General features: G+C 66.0%; 15 protein-coding genes. 8 read left to right on the forward strand and 7 right to left on the reverse strand.

Annotated elements, in window-relative coordinates; genetic code table 11:
* Positions 1 to 78 precede the first annotated feature (78 nt).
* Positions 79 to 1,185, forward strand: a complete 1,107-nt coding sequence (locus tag Q9Q95_RS01260; RefSeq protein WP_306093242.1) for an amidohydrolase family protein — start codon at positions 79 to 81, stop codon at positions 1,183 to 1,185.
* Between the two features lie 197 nt (positions 1,186 to 1,382).
* Here Q9Q95_RS01260 and agaR read toward each other — a convergent pair whose 3' ends face one another.
* Positions 1,383 to 2,162 carry a transcriptional repressor AgaR gene (gene agaR / locus Q9Q95_RS01265; RefSeq protein ID WP_306093243.1) on the reverse strand — a complete coding sequence of 260 codons (780 nt, stop codon included), beginning with the start codon at positions 2,160 to 2,162 and terminating at the stop codon, positions 1,383 to 1,385.
* 167 nt (positions 2,163 to 2,329) lie between these two features.
* Here agaR and Q9Q95_RS01270 point away from each other — a divergent pair, with 167 nt between their 5' ends.
* The 5 genes from Q9Q95_RS01270 (at position 2,330) to Q9Q95_RS01290 (ending at position 13,737) form a co-directional block, all read left to right on the forward strand.
* Positions 2,330 to 5,194, forward strand: coding sequence for a TonB-dependent receptor (locus tag Q9Q95_RS01270; RefSeq protein ID WP_306093244.1), 2,865 nt, complete (start codon positions 2,330 to 2,332; stop codon positions 5,192 to 5,194).
* Positions 5,195 to 5,480: 286 nt separating this feature from the next.
* Positions 5,481 to 8,846: a TonB-dependent receptor gene (locus Q9Q95_RS01275; RefSeq protein ID WP_306093245.1), complete on the forward strand. Its 3,366-nt coding sequence runs from the start codon at positions 5,481 to 5,483 to the stop codon at positions 8,844 to 8,846.
* 63 nt (positions 8,847 to 8,909) lie between these two features.
* The gene (locus tag Q9Q95_RS01280) at positions 8,910 to 10,403 is read left to right on the forward strand and encodes a tryptophan halogenase family protein (protein WP_306093246.1); all 1,494 of its coding nucleotides are present in this window, start codon (positions 8,910 to 8,912) and stop codon (positions 10,401 to 10,403) included.
* A gap of 38 nt (positions 10,404 to 10,441) precedes the next feature.
* Positions 10,442 to 12,343 (forward strand): NPCBM/NEW2 domain-containing protein, encoded by a 1,902-nt coding sequence (locus Q9Q95_RS01285; RefSeq protein ID WP_306093247.1) that lies wholly within the window; start codon positions 10,442 to 10,444, stop codon positions 12,341 to 12,343.
* The gene (locus tag Q9Q95_RS01290; protein ID WP_306093248.1) at positions 12,340 to 13,737 is read left to right on the forward strand and encodes a DUF4832 domain-containing protein; all 1,398 of its coding nucleotides are present in this window, start codon (positions 12,340 to 12,342) and stop codon (positions 13,735 to 13,737) included. The genes Q9Q95_RS01285 and Q9Q95_RS01290 overlap by 4 nt, the downstream gene beginning before the upstream one ends.
* Before the next feature lie 43 nt (positions 13,738 to 13,780).
* Here the strand turns inward: Q9Q95_RS01290 and Q9Q95_RS01295 are convergent, their stop codons facing one another.
* The 6 genes from Q9Q95_RS01295 to Q9Q95_RS01320 form a co-directional block, all read right to left on the reverse strand.
* Complete coding sequence (locus tag Q9Q95_RS01295) at positions 13,781 to 14,503, reverse strand: HAD-IA family hydrolase (RefSeq protein ID WP_306093249.1); 723 nt, start codon at positions 14,501 to 14,503, stop codon at positions 13,781 to 13,783.
* A gap of 72 nt (positions 14,504 to 14,575) precedes the next feature.
* Positions 14,576 to 15,811, reverse strand: coding sequence for a cytochrome P450 (locus Q9Q95_RS01300; RefSeq protein WP_306093250.1), 1,236 nt, complete (start codon positions 15,809 to 15,811; stop codon positions 14,576 to 14,578).
* Positions 15,808 to 17,409, reverse strand: coding sequence for a hypothetical protein (locus tag Q9Q95_RS01305; RefSeq protein WP_306093251.1), 1,602 nt, complete (start codon positions 17,407 to 17,409; stop codon positions 15,808 to 15,810). Before Q9Q95_RS01305 ends, Q9Q95_RS01300 begins: the two co-directional genes overlap by 4 nt.
* Positions 17,406 to 19,031 (reverse strand): hypothetical protein, encoded by a 1,626-nt coding sequence (locus Q9Q95_RS01310; RefSeq protein WP_306093252.1) that lies wholly within the window; start codon positions 19,029 to 19,031, stop codon positions 17,406 to 17,408. The genes Q9Q95_RS01305 and Q9Q95_RS01310 overlap by 4 nt, the downstream gene beginning before the upstream one ends.
* 214 nt (positions 19,032 to 19,245) lie before the next feature.
* Positions 19,246 to 20,034, reverse strand: coding sequence for a ZIP family metal transporter (locus tag Q9Q95_RS01315; RefSeq protein WP_306093253.1), 789 nt, complete (start codon positions 20,032 to 20,034; stop codon positions 19,246 to 19,248).
* 406 nt (positions 20,035 to 20,440) lie between these two features.
* Positions 20,441 to 23,500, reverse strand: coding sequence for a TonB-dependent receptor domain-containing protein (locus Q9Q95_RS01320; RefSeq protein WP_306093254.1), 3,060 nt, complete (start codon positions 23,498 to 23,500; stop codon positions 20,441 to 20,443).
* A 247-nt stretch (positions 23,501 to 23,747) separates the two neighbouring features.
* Between Q9Q95_RS01320 and Q9Q95_RS01325 the strand changes: the two genes are divergently transcribed.
* On the forward strand, positions 23,748 to 25,307 hold the full coding sequence (locus Q9Q95_RS01325; RefSeq protein WP_306093255.1) for a permease: 1,560 nt from the start codon (positions 23,748 to 23,750) through the stop codon (positions 25,305 to 25,307).
* Positions 25,304 to 26,317 carry a serine hydrolase gene (locus Q9Q95_RS01330; protein ID WP_306093256.1) on the forward strand — a complete coding sequence of 338 codons (1,014 nt, stop codon included), beginning with the start codon at positions 25,304 to 25,306 and terminating at the stop codon, positions 26,315 to 26,317. The genes Q9Q95_RS01325 and Q9Q95_RS01330 overlap by 4 nt, the downstream gene beginning before the upstream one ends.
* Positions 26,318 to 26,533: the final 216 nt, after the last annotated feature.

The raw sequence follows: 26,533 nt of genomic DNA on the forward strand, positions 1-26,533 counted from the left end.
GAAGCAAGGATGCGGCGCAAATCAAAACGCAACATAATCGAGCGTTTCGTTTCGATTTGCATCGATGGAGAGTTGCGGATGCGAATTTGGGGCGCCCTGCTGCTGTGCGGGGCATCGGCGATGCTGGCGAGCGCGACCGCGCCGGACCCGCGTTATGGCGAAGGCGATTTCGACAAGGTCGCCAAGTTCGACGCGCATGTGCATGCCAATGTCGAGGATCCGCGCTTCCTCGAAGTGGCACGCCGCGACGGCTTCCATCTCCTCGCGATCAATGTCGATTATCCCGATTTCCCACCGCTCCCGCTACAGGCCAGGGTCGCGCAGGCGATGCGCGCCGCCGATCCCCAGCGGCTCCAGTTCGCCACGACCTTCTCGATGCAAGGCTTCGGCACCCCCGGCTGGACCGAACGGACGATCCGCGCGATCGACGATGCGGTCGCCAAAGGCGCGGTAGCGGTCAAGGTGTGGAAGAATATCGGGATGGTGGCGGAGGACGCGCAGGGCAAGCGCGTGTTCATCGACGATCCGCGCTTCGACGGGGTGATCGCGCATCTCGAGCAACGGCGGATTCCGCTGATCGTCCACCAGGGCGAGCCGAAGAATTGCTGGCTGCCGCTCGATCAGATGACCACCGAGAACGACCGCGCCTATTTCAAGGCGCATCCCGAATATTACATGTATCTCCATCCGGAGGAGCCGAGCTACGAGGCGCTGATGGCCGCGCGCGACCGCTTCGTCGCCCGGCATCCGAAGCTCGCTTTCGATGGCGCGCACATGGCGAGTCTCGAATGGAGCGTCGACGAACTCGCCGCCTTCCTCGATCGCTACCCCAACGCGATGGTCGATCTCGCCGCGCGCATGTCGAACCTGCAGGCGCAATCGGTCGGCGATCGCGATCGGGTGCGCAATTTCTTCGTCAAATACCAGGACCGCGTCCTCTACGGCACCGACCTCACCGACAGTCCGCCCGACCCCGCTGCGCGCGCCCAGAACCCGCCTGCGACCGACGATTTTGCCCGCGAGGCCGATCGCGTATGGCGCAACGACTGGCGCTATCTCGCCACGCCGCTCGGGCAGCGCGTCGATGCGATCAAGGCCGATGCCGCGGGCCTCGATCTGCCGCGCGCGGTGATCGACAAGATCTATTGGAAGAATGCGCAACGATTTTTCGGGCGCGGGCGATAGGCGTTCCCGGCCGGCATGACCTTTGGGTGCCGGCCGAGCGGGGAACGCAACCCATCCCCCCGCAAGGGGAAGGTGGCGCCGACGGCGACTGAGGAGGCGGAAGCGCCTCTCTGGGGTTGCGCCTCCGCCCCTCCGTCAGGCTGCGCCTGACACCTCCCCCGGCGGGGGAGGATTGAATGTCGACAGCTGGCCGGACCTCAGGCGATGTGGAGGCGGAAGCCGGCGCGCTCGGCGGCGGCCTGCATCCCATCCGAATCCTCGGCGTCGGTGATCAGATCGTCGATCTCGCCGACGCTCAGGATGCGATGCAGGCACACTTTGCCGAATTTCGACTTGTCGGTGACCGCGATCACCTGCCGCGCCGCTCGGGCCATCTTGCGGTTGAGCATCGCCTCGGGCTCGAAATGGGTGGTGATGCCACGTTCGAGATCGAAGCCGTCGACCCCGAGGAACAATTTGTCGACGTGCAGATCGTCGAGCGCATTCTCGGTCTGCGCGCCGTAAAAGGCGCGGTTGCGGCGCCGCAGCGCGCCGCCGAGCATGACCACCCCGATCCGCTCCTTGCGCGCGAGCACCGACAGGATGTCGAGATCGTTGGTGAGGACGGTGATGTCCTCGTCGTCGGGAAGGTGGTGCGCGATCTGGAGCGTGGTGGTGCCCGAATCGAGGACGATCGAATCGCCGGGCCGCACCATCGACGCCGCCAGCGCGCCGATCCGCGCCTTTTCGTCGATGTTGCTGGCGCGCTTCGCCTCGAGCGGCGGCTCTGCGACGACGTTGACGGCGTCGGCGGAGATGGCGCCGCCATAGGACCGTTCGGCGACGCCGCGCCGCTCGAGATAATGAAGATCCTTGCGGATGGTCTGCATCGACACGCCGAACCGCGCCGCGAGCGGCGCAACCTGAACGCTGCCGCGCTCGCGTACGAGTGCGCTGATCTGCTGACGTCGTTCGCTGGTGTCCCGGATGACGGACATGAAAACCTCCCTGAGCGGTGCTTACCAGCGCCGAGCCGTGGCGACAACAAACAGAATATGTTTCGTTTCTTTTCTATTTGACAGAGATGCAAGCGCGACGTTACCAAAACGCAATATATCGCGCGGCCGGAGCATCCGGACATCGCGCAGCATCAAGGGGATTCGCGATGACCCGACAGCTTCTCTGGCGCAATCTGATCCTTGGCGGCGCGAGCGTCACCGCGCTGCTCGCGGCGTCGGGCGCAGCTGCCCAGGCCGGGGACCCCGGCGCGCCCGCAGCGCAGACGGCCGATTCACCCGAACCCCAGACCGATGCGAGCGCCGAGGGCGAAGCGATCGTGGTGCGCGGCGTGCGCGGCAGCCTGTTGCGCTCGATCCAGGCGAAGCGCGACGCGGACACCATCGTCGACGCGATCTCGGCCGAGGAACTCGGCAAATTCCCCAACCGCAACGTCGCCGAGGCGCTGGCCAACATCCCCGGCGTGACGGTGGGCCGCGACGGCCGCGGCGAGGGTCGCGACATCACTATTCGCGGGCTCGGCGAGAATTTCGCGATCACCACGCTCAACGGCCGCATCCTGCCGACCGACGGCGCCGACCGGTCGTTCGCCTTCGACGTGCTGCCGTCCGAAATCATCTCGGGTGCCGAAGTGCAAAAGGCGATCCAGGCCTCTGCGCTCGAGGGGAGCATCGGCGGCAATGTCGATCTGCGCACCGCGCGCCCGCTCGATCGCCCGGGGATGCACGCCTCGATCGCGATCGAGGGCCAGTATAACGACCTGGTCGAGAAGGGCGGCTACAAGATCTCCGGCGTGTTCAGCACCACCTTCGCCGACGGCACGATGGGGTTCCTGATCGGCGCGAGCTACAACAAGTACAAGTTCCGCACCGACAATCTCGGCGAGTATTCGATCACCGACGGCACCGAGGCCGCCTATGGCATCGACTTCGACCGCGACGGCCAGGTCAATCCCGACGAAAACGGTCCGGCGTTCATCTGGCCGGATTACTACAGCGTCGGCTATGTCCGCGGCGAGCGCGAGCGGATCGGATCCGCGGCATCGTTCCAGTGGAAGCCGTCGAGCGATTTCGAGCTGACCATCGACGGCCTGTACAGCCGCTACAACGTCACCCAGCACAATTATCGCTCGTCCAACTATCTCAATCCGCTCGGCGACGACGGCTCGCTGCGCTGGGATCCGGCGTCGATCCAGACCGACGCGAACCATGTCGTCACCGGCTTCGCGCTCGACGATCTGGTCGCCGAGGTGCTCACCACCGACGAACCGCGCAAGAGCCAGACCTGGCAGCTCGGCGGCCATATCGACTGGCGCGCGACCGACCGGCTGAAGTTCGGTCTCGACGGCTATTTCGGCAAAGCGCGCGACAATACCGGCGGGCAGAACCGCTTCGTCGTCGCCGGCATTCCCGGCGCCTCGGCGGAGTTCGCGACGCGCGACGGCGGCATTCCCGATCTGGCGGTCACCATCCCGGGCGGGCGGACGCTCGATCAGGCGACCAACGACGATTTCCGCGCGCATTATATCGGCATCCAGGGCCAGAACATCGAGGATCGCACCAACGGCGCGAAGCTCGATGCCGAATACGAACTGGGTGGCATCTTCAAGTCGATCAAGATCGGCGTCGCATGGACCGATCGCCGGAAGACGGTGTCGACGATCGACAACCAATATACCACTTCGTGCAATTATTGCGGCTATCCGTTCACCTTCGGCGAGCTCGACGCCGACGTGGTCCGGCCGGGCAATGGTGGCGGCATCCTCGCCAAATTGGGCGGCAATTTCCCGCGCAACTTCCCCTATTTCGATATCGACACCTATCTCGGCGCGCTGCCGCGGGCGGACAACAACCCGGCGATCCTCGATCCGAACAGCTGCCTCGACGATACCGGCGCGGCGATCCCTGGATGCTCGCTCTCGCCGTATCCGGCAGGCTATTCGACGCAGATAATCGAGCCCGATCTCCCCGCTTCCTATCGCATCAAGGAGCGGACCTGGGCGGGCTATGCCCAGATCAATTTCGAAGGGAGCCGCTGGCGGGGCGATATCGGCGCGCGGCTGGTCTCGACCAAAGTCTCGTCGACCGGATACGGCGCCACCATCGCGAGCATCATCCCGCGCGCCGGCACCCAGGACAACGACGTCGATTTCAATCCGGTCGACGCGATCGATGGCGGCGGCGACTATACCCGGCTGCTGCCAGCCGCCAATTTCGCCTATGATCTCACCGACGGATTGCGTCTCCGCCTCGCCGCGTCGCAGGCGATCTCGCGGCCGACCTTCGGTGAGCTGTCGCCTGCCAAGGACGCCACCTCGGCCCAATCGGGCACCTACATCATCTATGATGCCGGCAATCCGAACCTCAAGCCGACCGAGGCCGATCAGCTCGATGCGTCGCTCGAATTCTATCCGTCGAACCGCCTCGCCCTGACCCTTGCCGGCTTCTACAAGCACATCACCAACTTCGTCTCCACGGTGCCGGTCGACGTAACGATCACGCCGACCGCGCAGCCGGCGAACCAGCAGCAGAGCTTCCCCTTCGTCGAATATCAGGTGGTCAACGGCGACGCGGCGGACGTGTACGGCGTCGAACTCGGCGGCCAATATTTCCTCGACAACGGCTTCGGGGTGCAGGCCAACCTCACCTATAATCACTCGCGCGCGAAGTCCGGCGACGTGACCACCGATCTGCCGGGGGCGATTCCGTTCTCGGCCAATGCCAAATTGTTCTACGAAAAGAACGGCGTGGGTGCGCAGGTCTCGTACAGCTATCAGTCGCGCTACGTGTACGCCCAGTCGGGCAATCTCGGCTATCTTCCGGTCAAGGAAGATGCCTATCACGAGATGTCGGCGAGCCTCTCTTACGATCTGACCAAGAACCTGTCGGTCTATGTCCAGGGATCGAACCTGCTCGGCTCGGACATCAGGCGGTTCAATACCCACCGCAACGTGCCGAACTTCTACGAATATTCCGGCCGTTCGTTCTTCGTGGGCGTCCGCGGGCGCCTCTGAGGCGGGGGCCGTCGTCGCGGACGGTAGTCGACTCTATCGACGACCGGCATTTCTCCCTGCTCGCGCGGAGGCTCGATCAACGCGTCTACGTGGAGCTGCCTTTGGGCAACTCGCGCCCGGAGTGACCGAATTGCCACAGATTGCTTTCGTTTTCTTTCCTTATGCGCGATATCGTGAATTTATAAGATAATTCTTACTTGCGAAGGTGCGCGAATCGTGCGACCTCTTGCAATACCAATGTAACGAAACGTTAGATTTCAGCTAAAACATATGGGGGGAAATAGCGATGAGACGTGCGCGCTTTCGTAGTGCCCTGGTCGCGGGGACGGCGCTCTGGCTGCTGGGCTCGATGGCTCCCGCGGCGGCGCAGGATGCCGGTGGTCAAGCCGAAACGCAGGAGCCGGACGATTCGGGCGACATCGTCGTAACCGGGGTTCGCAAGGCGCTCGAGAATGCGGCCCGGATCAAGCGCGATTCCGATACCGTGGTCGATTCGATCACCGCCACCGACATCGGCGCCTTCCCCGACAAATCGGTCGCCGAGGCGCTCCAGCGCGTACCCGGTGTCACGGTCATCCGCTCGGCCGCCAAGGACGACGTGATGCATTATTCCGCCGAGCCGTCGGGCGTGGTGATCCGCGGCCTCCAGCAGGTGCGCTCGGAATTCAACGGCCGCGACACTTTCTCGGCGACCTCGGGCTATGGACTCAGCTGGAGCGACGTCTCGCCCGAGCTGATGGCCGGGGTCGACACCTACAAGAACCAGACCGCCGAAATGATCGAGGGCGGCATCGCCGGCACGGTCAATCTGCGCACCCGCAAGCCGTTCGACCAGCCCGGCCAGGTCTTCACCGTCAGCCTGACCCAGAATTACGGCGACATCAGCCAGCGCGCGACGCCCGACGCCTCCGCGCTCTATTCGAACCGCTGGAGCACCGGCGCGGGCGAGTTCGGGCTGCTCGCCAACCTCGCTTACTCGCACGTCGTCACCAATTCGCGCGGTGTCACCTTGCCGCGGATGATGCCCTTCGCGCCGGGCGTCTACGGCCCGGAGACCACCTACATCCCTTCGGGCATCGGCTTCTCGGAGACCGAATATGACCGCAAGCGCTTCGGCATTTCGGCGGCGGCGCAATGGAAGAGCAATGACGGCCGGCTCGAGGCGACGGTGCAATATAACCGCTCGCGCTACGAGAATACGTGGATCGAGCATCAGGCGCTGAGCTATTGGGCGTGGGTCGATCCCGCGGTGACCAACCATTCGACGGTGTGGACCGACGGCAGCCTGCTCGCGCCGCCCGACGCGCCGGGCCTCGGCTTCAACGAGGCCGGCGGCGGCACCCCTTTCACCTTCCGCGAGGACGGACTGTTCCAGACCGGGGTGATCACCGGATCGCGCGGCGGCTGGGGCTTCGGCGCGATCGACTGGGCCGCCAGCCCGCCGCAATATGTCCCGGGCTCGACCGATCAATATGGCGTGCTGCCCAACGGCCTGCCGCTCTATCAGCCGTGCCTCAATTCGGACGTCAGCCACGCCAATGTGCCGTGCCGCGCCGGCGCCCCGCTCGATGTCGCCACCCGTTATTCGAACGAAGACCGGCTGGTCGAGGATGCGTCGTTCAACCTGACATGGCAGGCGACCGACCGGCTCCGCTTCAATCTCGACTATCAGCACGTCCGCGCGACCAATTACAATTACGACATCACCTTCAATTTCCGCACGTTCGCCAACATGGACCTCGATCTGCGCGGCGAGCTGCCGAAGCTCACCTTGCGCGCGCCTTCGGGCTACAACCAGATCGGCGATCAGCCTTTTGCCGATCCGCGCAACTACACCCCGGCCTCGGCGATGGACCACATCACCGACAGCACCGGGAAGATGGACGCCTTCCGCATCGACGGCGCCTATGAATTCAACTCGCCTTGGCTCGCGGAAGTCCGTTTCGGCGGGCGCTATGCCGATCGCCGGCAGCAGCATAACTGGTCGCTCTACAATTGGGCGAGCATCACTTCGGACTGGCAGACCAACCCGCGCGATTCGGTGTTCCTGACCAGCCCGCGCACGTTCAATTCCGACGGCAGCGTCAATTTCGAAGGCTATGCCCCTGGCTATTGGGAGACCCGCACCTACGCGCAAAACATGTTCGGCGGCGGCCTGTTCAACGGCTCGCCTCTGGTATTCATGCGCTCCGACATCCTCGCCAACCAGGCCGAGACGTATCGCCGCTTCAGCATCGGCGGGCAGACCGACGAGGGCGGCACCGCCTCGTCCTTGTGGAACCCGATCTGCGATCGTCCCGACGAGATCGCCAATAGCTGCTTCACCCCCGGCGAGATCCTCGACGTCAGCGAGCGTACCAAATCGGCTTATGCGATGGTCAAGTTCGGCGGCGACGACGCGCGCATCGGCGGTCTGAACGTCAGCGGCAATCTCGGCGTGCGCTGGGTCAATCTGCGCGTCGAGAGCGAGGGCGCGCTCAATTACGCCGTGCCGTTCACTTCGGGCGATCTCAATTGCCAGCCGCTGCCTCCCGAAGTGATCGCCGGCCTGGAGCCGGGCCAATATGCGATCTCGCCGGCCTGCCTCGCGGTCAATTCGCTCGAGGATCAGGCCTTTTCGAGCGGCGGCAGCACGCCGTCGACGGTGCGTAACCAGACCAATTACTGGCTGCCCAGCCTCAACATCCGTTTCGGGCTCGGCGATGACTGGTTCGTCCGTTTCGCCGGATCGCGCGCGATTTCCAAGCCCGATATCGGCCTGCTCAAGAACTTCATGGCGGTGCAGCGCTCATTCGTGCCGCAATCGGACATCCGCGCCGGCAATCCCGCGATCGTGCTCGACGCCGCCGGCAATCCGGTGAGCCTGCGCTACGGCTATACCGCGCAGATGGGCAATCCGCGGCTAAAGCCGATCCAGGCCGATCAGTTCGACATCTCGATCGAAAAGTATAGCGGCAGCCTGGGTTCGTTCAGCGTCGCGGCCTTCTACAAAAAGTTTCGCGACTATATCCAGAACGGCACCTTTTCGGTCCCGATCACCAATAATGGCGTGACCCGCGACGTCGTGGTCCGCGGACCGGTCAACGGCGACGGTGCCTCGATCTACGGCTTCGAGATCGCCTTCCAGCGCTATTTCGATTTCCTGCCGGCGCCCTTCGACGGGTTCGGCGTGCAGGCCAATTACACCCGGATCAAGAACGAAGGGGTCAAGAACGCCAATCTGGTCGTCGATACCACCGGCGGCAGTTCGATCGCGCGCTCGGCGCTCGAGGGAATGATCCAGGTCGACCGGCTGGAGAATCTCTCCGATCACGCCTTCAACGCGATCCTGATGTACGAGAAGCCGGGCTTCGGCGCGCGTCTCGCCTATAATTGGCGATCCAAATATGTGAACTCGGTCAATGACTGCTGCCTCGGCTTCCCGGTGTGGAACGAGCCCGAAGGCTATCTCGACGGCTCGATCCGCATCGCAGTGACGCCGCAGCTCGAATTCAGCTTCCAGGGCTCGAACCTGCTCAACACCCGCATCAAGATGCGCGCGCAGGTGAGCGGTCCGACCGAGGACGATCCGGACCGCGAAGTGAAGTTCCTGCCGGGCGGCTCGTTCGAATATGATCGCCGCTTCCAATTCGGTATCCGCGCCAAATTCTGACGGGGAGCACGGGCCGGTGCGGATGGGCGCACCGGCCCAAGGTCGGCGGAGAGGGAGGATACGATGCAGCGCATCGTGATATTGGGCGGCGGCACGGCGGGGTGGATGGCGGCCGCCTGCCTCGCGCGGACGCTGGGCACCGAACGGCGCACGATCACGCTGATCGAATCCGAAGAAATCGGCACCGTCGGCGTCGGCGAGGCTACGATCCCGCTGATCGAGACCTTCCACCAGATCCTCGGAATCAATTCGATCGACGTGCTGCGCGGCAGCGAAGCGACCTTCAAGCTCGGCATCGAATTCGTCGATTGGCACAAGCGCGGCGCGCGCTATCTCCATCCGTTCGGGCCGATCGGCACGGACCTCAACGGCACCGGCTTTCTCCAGCATTGGCTGCGCCACCGCGCCGAGGGCGGCACCAGCGACCTGCTCGCGTACAATCTCGAGACCCAGGCGGCGATGGCGGGGCGCTTCGGCATGGCTCAGCTCCGCGACCCGGACGCGCGACAGCTCCACTTCGCCTATCATTTCGACGCTGCGCTCTACGCCGCGATGCTCCGGCGCTATTCCGAGCGCCTCGGCGTCAAGCGGATCGAGGGGATGGTCCAACATGTCGACCGGGACGGCACCACCGGCGACGTCGCCGGGCTGACGCTGAAGGACGGACACGAAATCGCCGGCGATTTCTTCCTCGATTGCTCGGGCTTCCGGGGCGTGCTGATCGAGCAGACGCTCGGCGCAGGCTATGACGACTGGAGCCACTGGCTGCCGTGCAACCGCGCGGTCGCGGTGCAGAGCGGCAAGCTGGCGGAACTCCCGCCGTTCACGCGCTCGACCGCGCTCGATGCCGGCTGGCAATGGCGCATCCCGCTCCAGCACCGCACCGGCAACGGCCATGTCTTCTGCGACGCCTTCGTCTCCGAAGACGCCGCCACCGATGCCCTGCTCACCCGGCTCGACACGCCCGCGATCGCCGAACCCCGCATGCTGCGCTTCGTCACCGGCCGGCGGCGCAAGACCTGGGACCATAATGTCGTCGCGTTGGGGCTGGCCGGCGGGTTCCTCGAGCCGCTCGAGAGCACGTCGATCTACATGGTCCAGTCGGCGCTGGCGAAGCTGATCACCCTGTTCCCGCGCGGCGGGGGCGTGAACCCCGTTGTCCGGAACAGCTTCAACGCGATGATGGCCACCGAGTGGGAGCGGGTGCGCGACTTCATCGTCGCGCATTACAAGGTCACCGAACGCGACGACACGCCCTTCTGGACGCATTGCCGCGACATGGTGATTCCCGACAGTCTCGCCGAGCGGCTGGCGCTGTTCGCGGAGGGCCTGTTCGTCGAGCAGCCGCACGATCTGTTCAAGGAAGGCAGCTGGGCGTCGGTGCTGATCGGGCAGGGCCTGATGCCGAAGCGGCACCATCCGATCGCGGACGCGGCGCCGCGCGAGGCGCTCGAAAGCCAGCTCGCAAGGATGCGCGCGGCGATCGCGGCGCGGCTCGCCGATCTGCCCGCGCATGCCGATTATGTCGATCTCTGCATGGGACGCGCCGCGGCGTGATCCCCTCGATATCCACTCCGGCCCGCAGCAGGTCCTCGATGTACAAGCCTCTCCTTTTCGCGTCCGCGCTCGTGCTGGGCGCGGCGCCGGCACGCGCCCAGACCACGGATCCACTCGCGCCGACCGGCCGCTGGACCTTGCCCGAGCGCAAGCAGGCGCAGACCCCGCCAATGGGCTGGAGCTCGTGGAACGCGTTCCGCACCGAAGTCGATGAGGACAAGGTGCTCGGCGCCGCGCAGAAGCTGGTCGACAGCGGCCTGGCGAAGCTCGGCTATGTCTATGTCAACGTCGACGACGGCTGGTGGCTCAAGCGGCGGACGACCGACGGGCGGATGCAAATCCGCACCCGCATCTTCCCCTCCGCGGCGGTCCGCGGCGGCGACACCAGCTTCCGCCCGTTCACCGATCGGCTGCACGCGATGGGGCTCAAGGCAGGGATCTACAGCGATGTCGGCCGCAACGCCTGCTCGCAGGCCTATGATCTCCATTCGCCGAACCTGCCCGAAGGCACCACCGCCGAGCGCGAGGTCGGGCTGTTCGGCCATGTCGATCAGGATATCGCGCTCTATTTTCGCGAATGGGGGTTCGATTACATCAAGGTCGATGCCTGCGGGATCAACGTCTATGCCCCCGGCAGCGCAGTGGTGCGCGACAATCACTACACGCCGATGCCGCCGCTGATCGACCAGGCATCGATCAACCGCACCGATGTTCCCACGGTCCGCGCGCTCTACGAGAAGGTCGCGCAGGCGCTCGAACGCCACAATCCCGACGGCGACTATATCTTCTCGCTCTGCGCCTGGGGCAGCGCCGACGTGCGCAGCTGGGGCAATCGGGTCGGTCACCTGTGGCGTACCAGCGGCGACATCACGCCGAACTGGACGCGGATGCTCCACAATTTCGACAGCGCCTCGACGCGCGCGCTCTACGCCAAGCCGGGCGCGTGGAACGATCCCGACATGCTGTTCATCGGCCATGGCGATTTCGACGCCAACCATCTGACCGAGGCGCGTTCGCACTTCGCGCTCTGGGCGATCATCAACGCGCCGCTGCTGATCGGCTATGATCTGCGCAACGCGCCGCAGAGCCTGCTCGACATCTGGGGCAATGCCGATGTGGTCGCAGTCAATCAGGATCGCGGCGGGCATCAGGGCGTGATCGCCTATGACAGCAATGACGTGCAGATCATCGTCAAGACACTGGCGGGCGGGCGCAAGGCGGTGGCACTGTTCAATCGCGGGCTGGCGCCGGCCAAGGTCGATCTCACCGCCGCGCACCTCAAATTTTCCGACACCGCGCCGATCCGGCTGCGCAATCTGTGGGACAAGTCCGCACTGGCGCCGTTCAAGAGAGAGGCCAGCTTCACGCTCGCGCCGCGCGAGACGCTGATCTTCGAAGCGCAAGGCGTACGCCGGCTGACCGACGGCGTGTATCTCTCGGAGATCCCGGGGGACATCAACGTCGCGGCGGACGGCGTCACCACGCCCGAGCCCGATCCGATGGGCCACCGCATGATCGGCCAATGGAGCGGCACCCGCAATGGCGGCGAGCGCCCGATCTATGCCGGTTGGGGCGGCGCGCGCGCCGATGCGACGCCTTATGATCAGGCGCTGCAGATCGCCGGGCGCGGCTTCGATACCGGCATCGGCATCCTCGCCGGGTCGCGGCTCGAGATCCGCAACCGCACGGGACGGACCCGCTTCGAGGCACTGGTCGGCGTCGATGATTCGACGCGGAACACGAAGGACAAGGTGCGCTTCCGCGTCTATGGCGACGGTCGATTGCTGGCAGAGAGCCTGCCCTTGGGATTCGGCGAGGCCGCACAGCCGCTGACCGCCGATCTGCGCGGCAGCAAGCTGATCGAGATCGTCGTCGCGCGCGACGGCAATATCAGCGACTTGCCGGTGGTGGCGACCTGGGCCGAAGCGGCGCTGCGATGAGCGCGACTTCGATCCGCACGGTGATCGCGAGTTTGGCGGGACTCGTGCTTCTCTGCGGCGCGAATGCGATTGCGGGACCGCATACGCAGGACAGGGTCACGGCCAGCTTCAGCGAGGGGACCGGACCGCTGGCGAACCCCGAACGCGGCTTCTACCGCGCCGGACCGAGCGATCTGCAGCGGCTCGATTCCGCGTTTCTCGAAGCCGCGTACAAACAAGGCTACCGGCTGATCTATGCGCGGATCGATCTCGAGCCCTATCGCACGCGGCCGCTGCCCGCGGACTATCTGAACAAGCTCGAGACCGGCTTCGCCGCCGCCCGGCGCGCGGGAGTAAAGCTGATCGTCCGGGCGGTGTACAATTATCCGCGCGGCGAGACCGAGTATCGCGACGCAAAGGATGCGGCCCTGCCGCTGGTCCTGCGCCACCTCGCGCAACTGAAACCGGTGCTGCACGCCAACTCCGATGTCATCGCGTTCGTGCAGGCGGGTTTCGTCGGGGCATGGGGCGAATGGCACACTTCGTCGAACGGCCTGACCGAGCCCGCCGCCCGTACGGCGATCAAGGATGCGCTGCTGGAAGCGGCACCGGCGGACCGCTTCGTCCAGTTCCGCTATCCGCCCTATATCCGCGATTGGCTGCCGCGCTTGCCCGTCGAGGGGCTTCGCATCGGTTTCCACAATGACTGCTTCCTCGCCAGCCAGACCGATGTCGGCACCTTCAGCGAGGATGCGAAGGTGCGCGCGGACGAGCAGGACTATATCGATCGGCTCGGCGACCTGTCGCCGTTCGGCGGCGAGACCTGCAACCCCGCGGACGATCCCGGCGCGGCCCCACGCACGCAATGTGCCGACATCCTCCGCGAAGGCGCGCGCTACGGCCTCACCTATCTCAATGCCGACTATTATCGCCGGCAGTTCCACGACGCCTGGCGCGCCAATGGCTGTTACGACGAAGTCGCCGCGAGGATGGGCTATCGCCTCCGCCTGCTCGACATCGTGCATGACCGTCGCGTCGCGCCGGGTGGCGATCTCCGGCTGACTCTGACGATTCGCAACGAAGGATGGGCGCGTCCGTCCAATCCGCGTGGCGTCACGCTCCTGCTTCGCGACAGAGGAGGCGCCGTGCGTCGCCTGCCGGTCGCCGGCGTCGACCTGCGCCAATTGCTGTCCGGCGCAACGCCCGCGCTGCCGCTCGCGGTTACGCTGCCACGCGATCTGAAATCCGGCGCCTATGACCTGCTGATCGCCTTCCCCGATGCGAGCCCGAAGCTGCGCAGCGATCCGCGCTATGCGATCCGGCCCGCCAACGCCGACGACCCTGCCGGAGCGCAAGGTTGGGAGGCGGCGCTGGGCGCGTTCCGGATCGGCACGATCGTGCAGGTATCGAACTGACGGTTGCGGACCTGAGATAGCGGCCGACGAACCGGACGATCGCTCAGGATTGCGGATCGCTTTCGATCAGGCGCAGCCTGCCGTCGGACGTCGCGCGCGCGGCGAGCCCGCGATAGTCGGGAACCCGCAAGCGACCATCGTCGCGCGAATGCCGGTGCGTCGCTTCCACCACGATCACGGTCGCGCCGGCCGCCTCGCCTGCCGCGATGCCCGCCGGCGCATCTTCCCAGACGAGGCAATCGCCGACGTCGACGCCGAGCGCGCGGGCCGCGGCAGCGAAGCAATCGGGAGACGGCTTGCCGTTGCGAACATCCTCGGCGCTGACGAGTATAGGCGGCGTCGGCAGGCCGGCAGCTTCCATGCGTCTGATCGCGAGCCGGCGCGGGGCGGAGGTGACCACGGCCCAACGGTCGCGCGGCAGGCTCTCGAGAAACGCCCTTGCTCCGGCAACCTCCACGATCCCGTCTACGTCCGCGACCTCTGCCGCCGTGATCAGCGCCGCCTCATGCTCGACGTCCATCTCCGCCGAGGCGAAACGGCGCACCGTCGTAGCCACCTGTACCCCGTGGAGTACCTCGATGACTTCACCGGGGTCGAGCCCATGTCGCTCGGCCCAGCTGGTCCACACGCGATTGGCGACCGCGATGCTGTCAAGGATCGTTCCATCCATGTCGAACAGGAACGCCGCAAAGCTCCGGTCCGGTAGTCGCTGATCCGTCATTCTCTTCCACGCACCCCGCTCGGCCTTGTCCAGGGCCCGTAGCATCACCCCGGCGCATCCGCGCGGTGCATTCGATAGATTCGCGCGAATTCCTGCGGCTATCGCACGAGCGAGGGGCTAGTCGTAGGTCACCACCAGCCGTTCGGCGAACGGGCCGTTCTTGCTGAGCTTGCCCGCCTTGCCTGCCGCGCGGCGCAGCTTCGGCCGCTTGAGCAGCGGCTTGAGCATCAGATGCAAGGTCGCGTGGTTGATGTGACGGCCAAAGCATTCGTGCAGCCCGAAGCCGAAATGCATATAGTCGCTCGCCGGCCGATCGGGATCGAAAACGCGCGGATTGGCGACGCGGCGCGGATCCATCATCGCCGAGGCGAAGGCGGCGAGCACCTGCGCGCCGGCGGGGATCGTCGCGGCATGCGACGTGCCCCGGCCGAGCGTCCAGTCGACCAATGCCACCCGCGGCAGGCCCGGCGCGAGCGGATCGAAGCGCATCGCCTCGAGCACATAGCGGCGCAGCCGATCGTCATCGTCGGCGCGCGCCGCCGCCTGCGCTTCGGCCAGCGCCTTTGGCCGGCGGAGCAATTGCTCCATCGCCTGCGGCACGACCATCGGCGGCTGCGGCGGCCCACCGACGATGAAGCCCATCAGCGAGGTGCGGATGAAATCGTCGCTATACGCCGGATCGCCCGCTGCCTGCAGCGCGAGACAGCGGGAAAGCACATCGTCCTTGCCCGGTTCGATCCGCCGCCGCACGATCTCGTTCTGGATGTGCAGGCGCAGCGCCGGCGCGATCTCGTCGACCTGCTTGCGCAATTCGGGATCGTTGCCCTGATCGACGAACTGGAACTCGAACAGCCGGGTGCCCCAGACGCGCAAATCGCCGCCCTGCGGATCGGCCACGCCGAGATAATCGCCGAGCATCGTGAAGGTGACCCGCCGCACCAGGGTATCGACCACGTCGATCCGGCCGCCGGCCTGCGCGACGATCGCCTCGCCCAAGGCTTCGGTCTGCGCCGCGAGCCTCGGCAGGTCGTCGGGCCGCACCACCCGGCGCATCGCATCGGTATCGTGACGATATTGCTCGGTGTCGGCCATGCCGAGGAAGAAGGGCTGTCCGCCCATGATCACGTCGAGATGCGGCTTGTAGATCACCCCGAACGCCGGATCGGTCGCGAACACTTCGCGGACATCGTCGTAGCGCGACGTGAGATAGTTGTTGCCCAGCTTCATCACCGGCTTCCAGCGCCGCAGGAAGGTGAAGAAGTTCGGCATCAGCGCGAACACCATCCGCTGGATGGCCGCCTTGATCCCCCTCGGCCCCGGCCGGAGCACGTCGCGCGACGTCAACGCGCTCATAGCGACGCCAGATAGCGGATCGCCGGCATGCTCGGCAGGAAGAAATATTCGCCGCCCGCCATCTGGACGAAGGTGTCGACCTCGATGATGCGCCGCAGCGGCTTCTCGGGAATGGTCAGCATCCCCTTCGGCCCGAGCAGCGGATCGACCTCGTCATAGAGGAAGGCGAAATTCGGGTTGAGCATCCAGGTCTGCTGGACGAACTCGAACTGGCGGGTGATGTCGGTATTGAGGCAGATGAACAGCAGTCCGCGCTCCTTGCCGTCGTCGGTGCGCTTGTCGGGGATGTCAGGCCCGTATTTCCGCCCGCGCCGCAGGATGCGATGGTTGTTTGCCGCGTCGAGCAGAGTCTGCTTGTCGTTCGGCGTCGGCGCGAGCCCGTCGCGCGGATTGCCGCGGCGGACATGGCTGCCGAGCGGACAACCATGGCCGAGCTTGTCGCGATCGTAGAACAGGAAGTCGTTGTCGGGCTGGTCGTATTTGTCGACCGGAAGCACCCCGGTCTTGCTGTTCGGGCAGAGCAGGTTGCCGTCGAGATCGCGCCCGATCACCCGGCTGGCGATCCATTCGGCGTCGATATGCCCCGAATGCTCGGGATCGCGCCGGTTGATCCGCGCCGACGCGGCATCCATCGAATTCCAGAAGGCGGCGACGTCCTGCTTCAATTCGCGCACCACCATATAGCTGCCGTCGAGCCCGAGATCGAGGAAGCCGACGCCGCGTGGATGCTCGGGCAGCCCGGCGGCGCGCCCTGCCGGCGAGTCGGCGACGACCGGCCCCAACGCAATCTCGTGATGGCCGTTCTCATGCCCCATCAGCACTTCGCCGAGCGGCACGCCGTTCCAATAATCCTTGGGATAATCGCTCCCGTCCTTGACGACGACGACCTTCTCCTCGAACGGCGCGGGCTGCGAGACCCCGTCGGCGAAGCCGAAATGCTCGCGCGCTATCCCGCGTTCGTCGGTCCGCAGATCGAGCGGCAGGCCGTGGACGATCTTGACCTCGTGCGGCGCCAGCGCATCGCCGACGGTGCGGCACCATGCTTCGGCAGTCTCTTCGTCCTTCTCGTAGAGCAGCAGCAGCGCATGCACCGTGATCGGCGTCTTGACCTGCGTTTCGACCACCTTTTCGAGATCGTCGAAGGCATGCGCGTCGGCCATGCCGCAGCCGCTATTGTCGACCGGCGTGTTGCCGCTCCATTTGGGGCCGCCGGGAGTCACCGTCGACAGCCATTCGCCCTCGCGCCGGTCGCCGAGCCGGCGCAGCCGGTCTTCCTGGAACATGCCTTCCTTGAACGGCCGGTCGAACGAGGCGAGCGTGCTCGCGTCGAGCCCCATCTTGCGCATCCCCTCCCAGGTGAGGCCAATTCCCGCGGCGCGCGCGTCCTTGCCGTCGGCATCGGTGATCGGCGCCACCGCCTGCAGTGCCGCGAGCCACGCGCCGCCCTGCTGCTTCTGGACGCCGTCCCAGCAGAATTGCAGGAACAATGCGCGCCCGGTCGGCAGCGAGGCGAAGCCGCTCACCACCATGCCCTGGGTGAGCGTGTCGTGCGGCGATGCGAGCTTCCAGCTCGGCGGGCCCTTCGGTGCGGCGCTCACAGGTCGTTGATCCACAAAGCGGCGTCCTTGTCCGAGAGTGTTCGCTTGCGTAAGCCCATCGCGATGCGGAAATTCCGCTCGATCTGCTCGGCGGTCAGGTCCTTATAGGCCGAGTACCAGAAGCGGCTGACCGTCATCGAATGGCGTGCCCATTCCTTGAACTGGCGGCCATGGCTGGCGCCGTCCTTGACGAGGAACCGCGTCGGCGGGAATCCCACCCCGCAGCACCAGGCGAGGGTAAGCCCCGCATGCGCCTTCTCGATGAAATCGTCGAGATAGCTCTCCCAGGTCTGGTCGAAGTTCGAGAAGAACATCAGCCGCGACCGGTTGTTGACCATCGCCCAATGCGCGAAGTGGATCGTCCGCATCGAGCCGAGATAGCCCTTGCGCGCGACGATCCGCAGCACGAGGCCCAGCCCGCGATGTCCGGCACGGATCAGGATCATTCGCAGGATGCCGGGCTTGATCAGCACGACCGAGCCCATATGGTTCTGCGGGATCCAGTCCTCGCGCCGCGCCATCTCGCGCAGCATCACCGGATCGACCGGCGGCGCATCCTGCGATGCATCGCGACGCTCGATCACCCGCAGCCACAATATGATGCCGGCGACCACCACCGGCGCGCCGGCCAGCCCCCAGAGCAGCCAGGTGACCATGCCGTGCCATGCCGCGTCGAAATCGCGCGCGGTGGCCAGCATCGACAGCGGCGTGCCGATCGCCACCGCGACCACCAGATACCCGGCGACGAACAGCAACAGCGGGATCAGCTGGCTGAAGAAGAATTTGAGGAAGCTGAACTTGGTCGCCACTGCGGTGCCCGGCAACGCGACGCCGATCTTCTTGAGCAGCAATGCGATGCCGACGAACACCACGCCGAGCAGGATCAGATAGCGGTCCCATGGCATGGCGAGGCTGAGGAACAGTCCGGGCACCGACAGCACGAACACCGCCGCGACGACGAACAGGATCAGCCGCACCCAATCGCCGATATTCTGCGCGAGCGGGATACGCGTCGGCGCCGGCTGGTCGAGCCACGCGAAATCGGGGCGCACCGCCTCGCGCAGCTTCGCATGGATCTGCCGCGGCGTGAGCACGCGATAGGGATTCGGGCCGTCGACATTGGCGCAGGCCAGCTCGACCCGCGTCGCTTCGAACAATTTGTGCTCGGCGAGGATGCGGTCGCGCGTCATCCCGCGATTGCCGTGGTGGAAAACCGTCGGGGTGAGCGAGCGCCGCTCGAGATAGGGGGCGATCGGCGCGCGCGCGTCCGACGCGGTGATCGAATCGAACAAGGGTCCGTCATTGTCGAGCGGCTTCTTGCAGCAGCGCAGCATGGCGCGCAGTTCGGGCCCGATCGCCGATTCGAGCTGCGCCCAGAACGGCCCCTTCTCACCGTCGAAATTGGCTTCGATGACGAACAAGGGATCATAGTCGAAGCCGGGAAAGACGCTGAGCGACATGAAGTGCACCGCCGGCACCCGCGTCAGGAAATCGGCAAAGGGCCCGGTGCCGCCCGATGGATCGGTGCTGCGCTTCTCGCGCAATTTATCGAGCAGCGACGACAAATGATCATAGCTCTCGGGCTTTACCTCGAGCGCCACGGACAAGGTGGTTTGCCGCATCTACATCCCCCTACACGCTCGCGGCCGCCGCCCCCGGCAGTCTGCGAGTCGCGCAGGAATGTCACACAGCAAATCCGACAAAGATAGGACAGAACCGACCTGCGGCGATGTAAATGCCCAGATCAGGCAAGACAGGCGTTCGCCAAATCAAATACTTAATAAATTCTCTGGCAAAAAGTCGTGGAAAAACCCGTCGGTAACCGTGATTTGCGGCCTAACCGAAGGTCGTATCGAGGAACATCATCGCGGCGAGCCCGATCATCAGTCCGGTGCTGACCTTGCCGCCGCCGTTGATCCTGGCATGCGCGTCGGGGATGATGTCGGACGCCACGACATAGATCATCGCGCCCGCGGCAAGGCCGAGACCCCAGGGCAGGAACGCCTGCGCCACGCTGACGATGCTCACGCCGATCAGCCCTGCCACCGGCTCGACCAGCCCGGAAGCGGCCGCGATCAGCGCCGCGCGGCCGCGCGAATAGCCGATCGAGCTCAACGCTACCGCCACCGCCAGCCCCTCGGGAATATTCTGCAGTCCGATGCCCAGGGCCGTCACGCGCCCCGCGTCGAAATCGCCGCCGCCGAAGCTCACGCCGACCGCCATGCCCTCAGGGAAATTGTGCAGCGTCACGGCGGCGACGAACAGCCAGATCCGTCGCACCGAGGCGGTGGCGGCGGCGATGCCGGGCGGGCCGAGGCCCAATTTGTCGAGCGGCGGCACCCAGTCGTTCAGTTTGGCGATGACGAAGGCGCCGAGCAGCACCGCGGCGACGACGGTGATCGAAGCGGTCGCCTGACTCGCGCCCTGCGCGCGCGCCACTTCGATCGCCGGGAGGATCAGCGAGAAGAAGCTCGCCGCGAGCATCACCCCGGCCGCGAAGCCCAGCAGCAGATTCTGCTGCTGGTCGCTCGGCTGGCGCATGAACAGCACGGGGATCGCGCCCAGCCCGGTCGCCATGCCCGCGCACAGGCTGCCCAGCGCGCCTGCGAGAATGATCTCGTTCACGATGCTTGCCCCAACGCCGCACTCTCCCTGCTCGAGGCGCGATCTTGCAGCCTCGCACGCGTTTCAGCAATCGATCGGCTTACCACCCGGTTCCCTGGATTTTCACCTGCGGACTGGCGAGAGCAGGCCGGCCCCTCCCGGCCCGAAGTTCTCGCACTTCATTCTGCGGACGTAGCCCTTCTTCGTCACCCCGGCCTCGGGCGGGGTCCACCAGCAGGCTGGACGAAGAGCGAGAGCGGGTAGTACCGCCTTTGCGGCGCGGTGGACCCCGCAACAAGTCCGGGGTGACGCTTGGGCTCGTCGCAGCTTTCCGCCTGAACACCGCCGGCATTCCAGCCGGGGATGACGGCAAAGAAAAGGGCCGCGGCGGTTGCCCGCCGCGGCCCTGGTCTCCCCCCGGAATAGCTCAGAACTTGACTTCGACGCCCATGGTGAAGCTGCGCCCGCGCGGATCGGCGACGCGCGGCTCCCATGATCCGCCCGCGCCGGTATTGCCGTCATAGGTGATCGCGAAGGGCGGCTCGGTGTCGAACAGGTTGCGCACGCCTGCAGTCAGTTTGTAGCCCGGCGCGAGCCCGGTATAGCTGAGCGACAGATTGTAGACGATATAGTCCTTCACGAACGCATTGTAGCCGGGCCGGGTGACCGTTCCCGCGGCGATGCCGGGCAGCGCGCCGTTGCGATAGCCCTTGCGGAAGATCTGGCTCAGCGACAGCGCGACATCGTCGTTCGAATAGCTGACGAACGCGTTGTGCTTCCAGCGCACGCCGAGATCGCCGGCGAAGGTGAACACGCCGATCAGGCTCGGACCGTATTGCGCGGTCGGCGTCAATTTCTCGCGCTTCTTGAGCAGCAAGGTGCCGTCGAGTCCTGCCATGACCCGACTGCTGCCACCGAATTCGTGCCCGCCGCGCAGCGACACCTCGAGGCCCTGGGTGCGCCGCGAACCGGCGTTGATCCAGCGCTGATCGATCCCGAAGATGGTCCCCGTCTCCGGCGGGTCGCGCAGGAAGCGCTCGGGAAACAGCGCGGCATTGTCGATCAGCTGGCGCAGGGTGAGCGTCTGGATGGTGTTGTCGACGTTGATCATCCACCAGTCGACCGAGGCACTGAACAGGGGCGCCGGCTGGACGACCACGCCCGCGCTCAATTGCTTCGCCGTCTCGGGCCCCAGCTCGCGGTTGCCGCCGGTATAGATGTTCGGGCGGATCTGGTCGCACGGCGTCCCGGTGCCGACCGGACTGGTCGGAACCCCGCCGGGGCAGCGCACCGGATCGGCGATGTCGCTGCCCAGATACGGCGCTTCGGTGAGGCCGTTGAAGATCTGGTTGAACGAAGGCACGCGGAAGCCGGTATTGTACGAACCGCGGAACATGATCTGGTCGATCGGACGGAATTTGACCGAGACCTTCGGATTGGTGGTCGATCCGAAGCCCGAATATTCGTCGATGCGCACCGCGCCGGTGACTTCGAGCCCCGGCAGGATCGGCACGAGCATCTCGGCATAGGCTGCCTTGACCGTCCGGTTCTTCGGCGTCAGCGCGTTGATGTTGTCGAACGCCGCGAGGAAGATCACCGGCGCGCTCGCCGCGGCGGCGTCCGAGCCGTTGAACTCATAGGTCTCGCGGCGGACATCGGCGCCGACCGCGAGCTGGACGTCGCCGCCCCAGATGCGGAACAGCGGCCCCGACAGCGACAGGTCGAACTGCTTCACTTCATATTGGCCGCCATAGAGCGTGGCGCCATAGGCCGACACCGATTCGAGTGCGGCGAGGCCCTCGGGAGTCTGGGCGAGGCTGAACGGATTGATCAGCCCGCTGTTCATCACCCCGACCAGGCCGCGCGGGGTGAACCCGTTGATCGCCGCGGCGCCGGCGACCGCGGGGGCGTTCGGATCATAGTCGCCATTGCCCAGCGTGCCGCGATAATAATAGCCGGTGCCGAGCACCGAGGAGGATTCGCTCTTCGCATAGGATGCGCCGGCGCGATAATCCCAGCCCTCGAACAGCGGCCCCTCGACACCGAAGGCGGCGCGCAGGGTCTTGGTGTTGGTGACATATTCGCGGGTGCCGCAGGCGATGCAACGCCAGCGATAGGCGATCGGCCGGCCATAGCGACCGTCGAGCGCCGCCGCCTGCGCGGGGAAGGCCGCGCGGATCGCGTTGAACACGCTGTTATAGGTCGCCGCGGTCAGGCTGTTGAGCGGATAGGCGATCGCGAGATTGGTGGTGTTCGCGGTCAGCTGCGCGTTCGAGAAGCGCTTGGCCGAGGTCGCGTCGGAGCCGGTGACCTCGAGCGACATCTGGTGACCCATGCCGAGATTGACCACGCCGCGGCCATAATAGGTCAGCGTGTTGATCGGCTGCTGGAGCACCGCGGCACGGCCGGTATCCCATGCGCAGGCGTAATAGGTGCTCGGCGCGTTCCACAACGCCTCGTCGTAAGGCAGCCCGCCATCCATCGATTCGCAGCCGGCCCCGCCCGGCAGATCGAGAACATTGATGCCGCCGGCCGCGGCATTGGCGCCGTTGGGCGCGGTCAGCGTCAGCCCGGTGAGCAGCGTGCCGGCCGCGGTGATGCTGTTCGGCCGGGTGTTGGCGCCGATGTTGAACGCCGTCGCGATCGGGGTGCCGCGGGTATCGATCGAGAGCCCGCGATCGGGCTGATAGCCGTTGACGAACGGGCGGTCCTCGCCGCGCAGCGCCTTGTTCCAGCTATAGGCGACCGCGGCCATGACATTGAAGCCGTCCTCGTCGAGATCGCCATAGCCGGCGATTCCCGAGAGCCGGTAGATGTTGCCGCCGCCGGCTTCGGTGACGTCGGTGAAGCCGTTGAAGCCGAGCCCCTGATAATCTTTCCGCGTGATGAAGTTGATCACCCCGCCGACCGCGTCGGTGCCGTAGATCGCCGAGGCGCCGTCCTTGAGCACTTCGACGCGTTCGATCGCCGCGAATGGGATCTGGTTGACGTCGACCGCGCCGCCGGTGAGGCCGTGCGCGGCGACGCGGCGGCCGTTGAGCAGCACCAGGGTCGCGGCACTGCCCTGCCCGCGCAGGTTGGCGGCGGAAAGCCCGTTGGTGCCGCGCTGCGCACCGCTGGTCACGTCGGCGTTCGAGGCGAGATTGTCCGCGCCCGAGCCGTTGGTGCTCAGGAACATGATCAATTGCTCGGGGCTGCTGATGCCGTTGCGCTGGATTTCCTGCGTGGTGATGATCTGCAGCGGCAGCGCCGAATTGTTCGGGTCCTGGCGGATGCGCGAGCCGGTGACGAGGATCTCGTTCTCGCGGCCCTGCGGCTCGGTGCTCGCCTCAGCATCCGATACCGGAACCGCCGCGCCGGTCGGTGTCGCCGCCTCAGGGGTGGATTGTTCGGTGCCGGTCTGCGCGAATGCCGGAACCGCGAAACCGAGCGCGGCACATGCCGTTCCCGAAACAAGAAGAATCTTGAACGACGCGAAACCAGCCATGTAGTGGTGCCCCCATCGTCCCGCGTGCCCACCGCGGAACCCGGGCATTAAGTAACAAGAATGTTACGCCACGCCATAGTTTCTGTTCACACCTCCATAGCCGGTCGGCATGTTCGCCGGGGGATTGTGTCGTGGTTGCAACACCTTCGCCATTGACTGGCACGAGGCGCCGGGCGAGCGTGCCGACGGATGGTTCGGGGACGCATCATGGCGCAAGTTTGGCTGCACGATCGATCGGTCGCGCCTTTTGGCTGAGCCCGCTGCCGGCGCGAGCGGCATTCCCCGCGGCTTTCCGCGCATGGCGCTCTATGTGCTGCTCGGCTTCTCGGCCGGGCTGCCCTTCTACATGTTCTCGACCGTGCTCAGCGTGCGGCTCGCCGATCACGGGGTCGCGCTTGCGATCATCGGCTTCTTCGCCTGGGTGCAATTGCTCCCGACCTTCAAGTTCCTCTGGGCGCCGCTGCTCGACAAATATGACGTGCCCGGCTTTGCCCGCTTCTTCGGCAAGCGCCGCGGCTGGATCATGCTGTCGCAGCTCGGCATCTTCAGCGCGATGCTGGCGATGGCGCTGTTTCCCACCGATGCGAGCCTGCCGCTGACCGCATTGTTCGCGGTGTTGCTCGCCTTCTGGACCACTACGCTCGAAGTCGCCGCCGACGCGTGGCGGATCGAGCTCGCGCCGACGCCCGAAGAGCAGGGCCCGGTCGCGGCGTCGAACCTGTGGGGCTATCGCACCGCGATGGTCGCGGCGGGCAGCGGCGCCTTGCTGTTCGCCGACGCGCTGGGCAGCCTCGCGCCGATGCTCCGCAGCCTCGGCGTGGAGCCGGGCTGGCAGGCCTCCTATCTCCTCATTGCCGCCGGCGCGTTCGTGCCGCTGCCGATCCTCGCGCTGCTGCCGCGCCAGCCCGGCTGCAGCGGCAATCGTCTCGGCTCGCTGCTCGACGGGCTTGCGGCAGCGATCGTCATCTTGCTCGTCCTCGCGCTCGCCACTGCGATCATCGGCTGGCTGATCCTCGCCGCCGCCGCGGGCGCGGGGATCAGCTCGAAGACCAACGTCACGCCCGTCGTCCTCATTCTCTGCATGCTGCCCTTCCTCGTGATGGCCGCACTGACTCCGCGCATCCGCAAGCTGCGGCCCGACGCTCCGGCGCGCGCCTCCGCAGCGATCGGCCCCTATGTCGATTTCTTCTGGCGCTACGGCTTTTATGCGATCGTGCTGATGGGCTTCGTCGCCATCTACCGGATGGGCGACGTGCTCGCGCTCAACCTGTCCAAGCCGATGATCCTCGATCTCGGCTATACCAAGAGCGAGATCGGCCGCGCCGACGGCGTGGTGGCGCTCGCCTCGAGCATCGTCGGGGTCGGGCTCGGCGGCTGGATGGTGACGCGCTGGCGCTGGGGCGTGACGCTGACGATCGGCGCGATCTTCGCCGCGATCGGCAATTTCGGCTTCGTCTGGCTCTCGCACCAGCGACACGACGAATGGCTGCTCTATGTCGCCACCGCCGCCGACCAGTTCGGCAACGGCATGGCCGGGGCGGTGTTCGTGGTCTATCTGTCGATGCTGGTGAACCCGCGCTTTCCCGGCGCGCAATATGCCTTTTTGTCGGGCTTCGCCTTCCTGCTCCCGCGACTGCTGTCCGGCGCCGGCGGGCAGATCGTCGAATGGCTCGACGGCCAGGGCCTGCGCGGCTTCGACCTGTTCTTCCTCGCCTCGGGCGCGATCAGCCTCGCGGCCTTGCTGTTCCTGCCGCTCCTCGTCCGCGCCAGGCCGCGCCCCGACGATCGCGAGCCGGTCGCGCCATGAACATCGAAGCGGCCTTCGCGCCCGCCGCCGCCGCGATCGCCGGGGGCCGCATTCCCGGCGCGACTCTCGGGGTGGTCGCTGCAGACGGCCGGCGCTGGATCCGCCACGCCGGCAAGGCCGCTTTGGTGCCCGAACCCGAGGAGCTGACCGAGGATCACTGGTTCGACCTCGCCTCGGTCTCCAAGGTGATCGCCACCACGACGATGATTCTCAGCCTCGCCGATCAGGGCCGGCTCGATCTCGACGCGCCGCTGACCAGCGCGATCCCCGATCTGCGCCAGTACGATGTGGCTAATGCTGCCGAGCGCAAGCTGACGTTCCGCGATTGCCTCGCCCACCGGACCTTCTTGCCCGCGGTCGAGCCGATCTACACCTATGGCGACGATCCCGCCCGGCTGCGCGCCTTCGTCCTGCAGCGCGAATGGCGGCACGGCCCGCCGGTCTATTCGGACATCAACTTTCTCCTGCTCGGCATCGCGATCGAGCGAGTCACCGGGCGGCCGCTCGGGGCATGGCCGCTCGGCAACGGCCTGTGCTTCGGCCCGCCCGCCGGCCCCGCGGTCGCCACCGAGCGCTGCAGCTGGCGGGGCCGCGTGCTCAGGGGCGAGGTCCATGACGAGAATTGCGCCGCGATGGGCGGCGAGACCGGCCATGCAGGACTGTTCGGCACCGTCGCCGGGGTGCTCGATTTCGCGCAAGGCCTGCTCGACGGCAGCGGCGCGTCGCCCGCGATGCTCGCGGCGATCCGCACGCCGCAATACGAACACCGCACCTGCGGCTGGGAACGCAAATTTCCCGGCTGGTCGGGCGGCGCGGCCTGCTCGGCCGAGACGATCGGCCATACCGGCTTCACCGGCACCGGCCTGTGGGTGGATTTCGAGCGCGGGCTCGCCTGGACGCTGCTCACCAACCGGGTCCATCCGACCCGTCATTTCGACAGCGGCATCTTTCGGCTGCGGCCCGAAACCGGGGATGCGGTGATCGCGGCATGGGGCCGCGGCACGGGCTGAAGTTCGTCCAAAGTTTACCAAGTTTTCGGGTTGACGCCGAATCGCGCGGCTCACACGAGGGCAGAGGCCGGCCACGCGGCGGTTTGGCGCCGGCGACGCGACACCAAGGCGACTCGAACGCGCCGCCCGCGCGCCTTCGATGACACACCCATGCGACACGCAGGCGACACTTTCGCCCCGCAGGTGACAGCTGCTCCAGCGGATCGGCGACGATGG

It is taken from the genome of Sphingomonas sp. DG1-23 (assembly GCF_030730875.1).
GTDB lineage: Bacteria > Pseudomonadota > Alphaproteobacteria > Sphingomonadales > Sphingomonadaceae > Sphingomonas.

What these genes read in the sequence shown, in the direction of transcription:
- Q9Q95_RS01320 (WP_306093254.1), bottom strand. Translation starts at nt 23,500, where the DNA reads ATGGCTGGTTTCGCGTCGTTCAAGATTCTTCTTGTTTCGGGAACGGCA.
- Q9Q95_RS01290 (WP_306093248.1), top strand. Translation starts at nt 12,340, where the DNA reads ATGAGCGCGACTTCGATCCGCACGGTGATCGCGAGTTTGGCGGGACTC.
- Q9Q95_RS01285 (WP_306093247.1), top strand. Translation starts at nt 10,442, where the DNA reads ATGTACAAGCCTCTCCTTTTCGCGTCCGCGCTCGTGCTGGGCGCGGCG.
- Q9Q95_RS01260 (WP_306093242.1), top strand. Translation starts at nt 79, where the DNA reads ATGCGAATTTGGGGCGCCCTGCTGCTGTGCGGGGCATCGGCGATGCTG.
- agaR (WP_306093243.1), bottom strand. Translation starts at nt 2,162, where the DNA reads ATGTCCGTCATCCGGGACACCAGCGAACGACGTCAGCAGATCAGCGCA.
- Q9Q95_RS01280 (WP_306093246.1), top strand. Translation starts at nt 8,910, where the DNA reads ATGCAGCGCATCGTGATATTGGGCGGCGGCACGGCGGGGTGGATGGCG.
- Q9Q95_RS01330 (WP_306093256.1), top strand. Translation starts at nt 25,304, where the DNA reads ATGAACATCGAAGCGGCCTTCGCGCCCGCCGCCGCCGCGATCGCCGGG.
- Q9Q95_RS01275 (WP_306093245.1), top strand. Translation starts at nt 5,481, where the DNA reads ATGAGACGTGCGCGCTTTCGTAGTGCCCTGGTCGCGGGGACGGCGCTC.
- Q9Q95_RS01270 (WP_306093244.1), top strand. Translation starts at nt 2,330, where the DNA reads ATGACCCGACAGCTTCTCTGGCGCAATCTGATCCTTGGCGGCGCGAGC.
- Q9Q95_RS01300 (WP_306093250.1), bottom strand. Translation starts at nt 15,811, where the DNA reads ATGAGCGCGTTGACGTCGCGCGACGTGCTCCGGCCGGGGCCGAGGGGG.
- Q9Q95_RS01295 (WP_306093249.1), bottom strand. Translation starts at nt 14,503, where the DNA reads ATGCTACGGGCCCTGGACAAGGCCGAGCGGGGTGCGTGGAAGAGAATG.
- Q9Q95_RS01310 (WP_306093252.1), bottom strand. Translation starts at nt 19,031, where the DNA reads ATGCGGCAAACCACCTTGTCCGTGGCGCTCGAGGTAAAGCCCGAGAGC.